At 44.4% G+C, this 2804-nt stretch carries 2 protein-coding genes; one reads left to right on the top strand and one right to left on the bottom strand.

Annotated features, from left to right (window positions below; all coding sequences use genetic code 11):
• Positions 1-78: 78 nt before the first annotated feature.
• Complete coding sequence (locus tag AAFM34_RS17745; protein WP_341665115.1) at positions 79-306, bottom strand: hypothetical protein; 228 nt, start codon at positions 304-306, stop codon at positions 79-81.
• 460 nt (positions 307-766) lie between these two features.
• Between AAFM34_RS17745 and AAFM34_RS17740 the strand changes: the two genes are divergently transcribed.
• A partial coding sequence (locus tag AAFM34_RS17740; protein ID WP_341665113.1) for an Ig-like domain-containing protein occupies positions 767-2804 on the top strand: 2038 nt, incomplete at its 3' end.

Raw genomic sequence — 2804 nt, 5'->3', positions numbered from 1 at the left:
ATGGGATCATTCAATTGATCTGCCGATTAATGTTTAACTGATCGGCATTAGAGCACAGGGCGCTCTCCCTTTTATGTATCATTTAGCTTGATGCTTGCATATAAACTCTGCGCGCCAAAGTAAGTTTCTAGATGCATCGATTGTGGTAATTAGTTCTTTTCCCGAAAGCTGCGGGTAAGAGCGCATGACTATGATATTATCGCCGTGCTTGGATTTCTCATAAGCCCTGACATGGGTAAAGGTGCTGGACAAATTAGTTGATAGCATAGATTTAGACAAACAAATTCCAAACGTATCCCGTTTCATTATCTTTCCCTCTGACGTTCTAAATTGTTTTAATTATTATCAATTATCTTAGTCTTTAAATTGCCCCCCGAATTATAGTACAAAGATAACAGCTCAGATGGGATCTTGTTCTCTCTAGCGGCGATAATTCTTGTTTCTATTAACCTCCGTTGTCCCCACATTATTAACCGCTTTTATCTCTAACCATGGTTTGAAATAGCCAATGATTAGTTTCAAAAATATCAGGAAAACTTCCAGTCGTTTCACGGGAACATGCATTTGTTGAGCATGGCCTTAGTCTAGTAATAAATCCTAATACCCAGATGAGCAACGCCTTGTATTCTAATGTGCATGCGGTTTAGTATCTGGTTCTAAAATCAACTAAGGACCGTTTTTAGCAACGTATTGGTATGGAATATGCTGGACTAGTCTCGCAACATACTTTTGGCTGGTGTAAAAGCGCAACGGATGTGGAAATATTATGGATATCAAATCGTATTTTTCAGGGAATAAATTAGCATCAAATCAAAGCGTTATTATCGGTCGAGATGGAAACGTTCGAGTAGCAAATACATTTGAAGAAGCGCTTCCTCTTGAAGTCGTGATATCAAATTCTCAATTTGATTCTCAATTTGATTCTCAATCTGACAATCTCACTATCGGATTTGTCGATGAATCTTCCAATATTCAAGATATTTCGGGTGACATTGACGATATTATCGAGGCGTTAGAAGCCGGGGAAGATCCCACGGAGCTTGGTGAAGAGTTCGCCACTACATCTGGTGGTCAGGTTGGATCAAGCCCATCGTCTGTTACCTCAGTAGTCAGAACTGCTGAACAAACGTCTCCAAAAACAGCCTTTGAAACTGAAGGGGATGAGAATGAGTTTGGCTTGACGCGAACACAGAGTTTGTCCCTTGTCGAGCAGTTCAGAGCATTTCAACAAGACCCCGTCTTAACCGATGAAAATGGGGCGCCATTGGCGAGTAATTTATTTGCTGTGACAGATGAAGATAAGCCTGTAAGTGGAAAAATTTTTGCTACAGACCCCAACCCACAAGACTTACTTTCTTTTGCCGTAAGTTCCGGCCCCTCTAATGGGCGTGTGTCTGTTGACCCGGTAACAGGGGGTTGGGAATATATACCGAATGAAAACTTCGATGGTCCAGACTCATTTCAAATAACGGTCAGTGACGGTAATGGTGGAACCGATACAGCGACGGTGAATATTGATGTTACGCCAATACCTGAGCTATCCCTAAGTGGGCCGACCGACGTTATTGAAGGCGAGGATGCAGTCTATATTGTCAGTTTGGACAAGCCATCAACTCAAGACACTCAAGTAAATATCTCATTATCAACTAACTCTGCTGAGTTAAATGACCTAGCAACTATTGTTGTAACCACACCACAGGGATTGACCCTAAGCCTCGGAGCTGACGGTGTGGTAAGTATTCCAGCTGGTGTTACTTCTCTCACTATTTCAGTTGGAACGGCCGACGACGCTGTATTTGAGGGCAGTGAAGGATTTCAACTTGAATTGAACTCAGGGTTTGGCACTGTGGGTAGAGAAACTCAAGCTACCTTGATTGAAGACAATGATATACCCAATCTTACCGTCAGAGCTGAGACAGTTGTGGAAGGTCAAGCTGCATTGTTTGATGTGGCTCTGTCGAATGAAGTGGATGGTGACGTTCGGTATGAGTTTACGATAGATCTTGATGGGCAAAGCGCAGAATGGGCAGACTTTGCTTCTAACCCGCTTAGCGTGACTTACAAGGTCGATGGCACAAGTTATAACGCAGCAACGAATAATGATGGCTCCTACACAATTCCGGGCAATGCCAGTGACATTCAGGTGTCGGTACAAACCTCAGATGACACCATTTTTGAAGGGGCTGAAACCTTTAACCTAGAGGCGCGTGCGTCAGCCACAGCGGGAGGTGATAGTTTTAGTATCACCGACTCAGGCATAGGCACTATTACGGACAATCGCGATGGCGCGAACAATGCCGACACGCCAACCTTGTCGGTCAGCGGCGACACTTTGGTGGAAGGTCAAGCTGCGATGTTTGATGTTATTCTATCTAATCAAGTGGATGGCGATGTTCGTTATGAATTTACTTTAGATCTCGATGGACAAAGCGCCGAGTCGGCAGACTTTGCTTCTAACCCGATGAGTGTGACGTACAAGGTCGATGGCACAAGTTATACTGCGGCGATGAATAATGATGGTTCGTACACCATTCCGGGCAATGCCAGTGATATTCAGGTGTCGGTACAAACTTCAGATGACACCATTTTTGAAGGGGCTGAAACCTTTGACCTAGATGCGCGCGCTTCAGCTACAGTAGGAGGTGATAGCTTTACTATCACCGATTCTGGTACAGGCACGATTACGGACAATCGCGATGGCGCGAACAATGCCGACACGCCAACCTTGTCGGTCAGTGGTGAAACTGTGGTGGAAGGTCAAGCTGCATTGTTTGATGTGGCTCTGTCGAATGAAGTGGATGGTG

This window comes from Vibrio sp. (genome assembly GCF_038138445.1).
Lineage (GTDB): Bacteria > Pseudomonadota > Gammaproteobacteria > Enterobacterales > Vibrionaceae > Vibrio.
The sequence above is the reverse complement of the archived record's forward strand: the minus strand, read 5'-3'. Positions and strand labels throughout refer to the sequence as shown.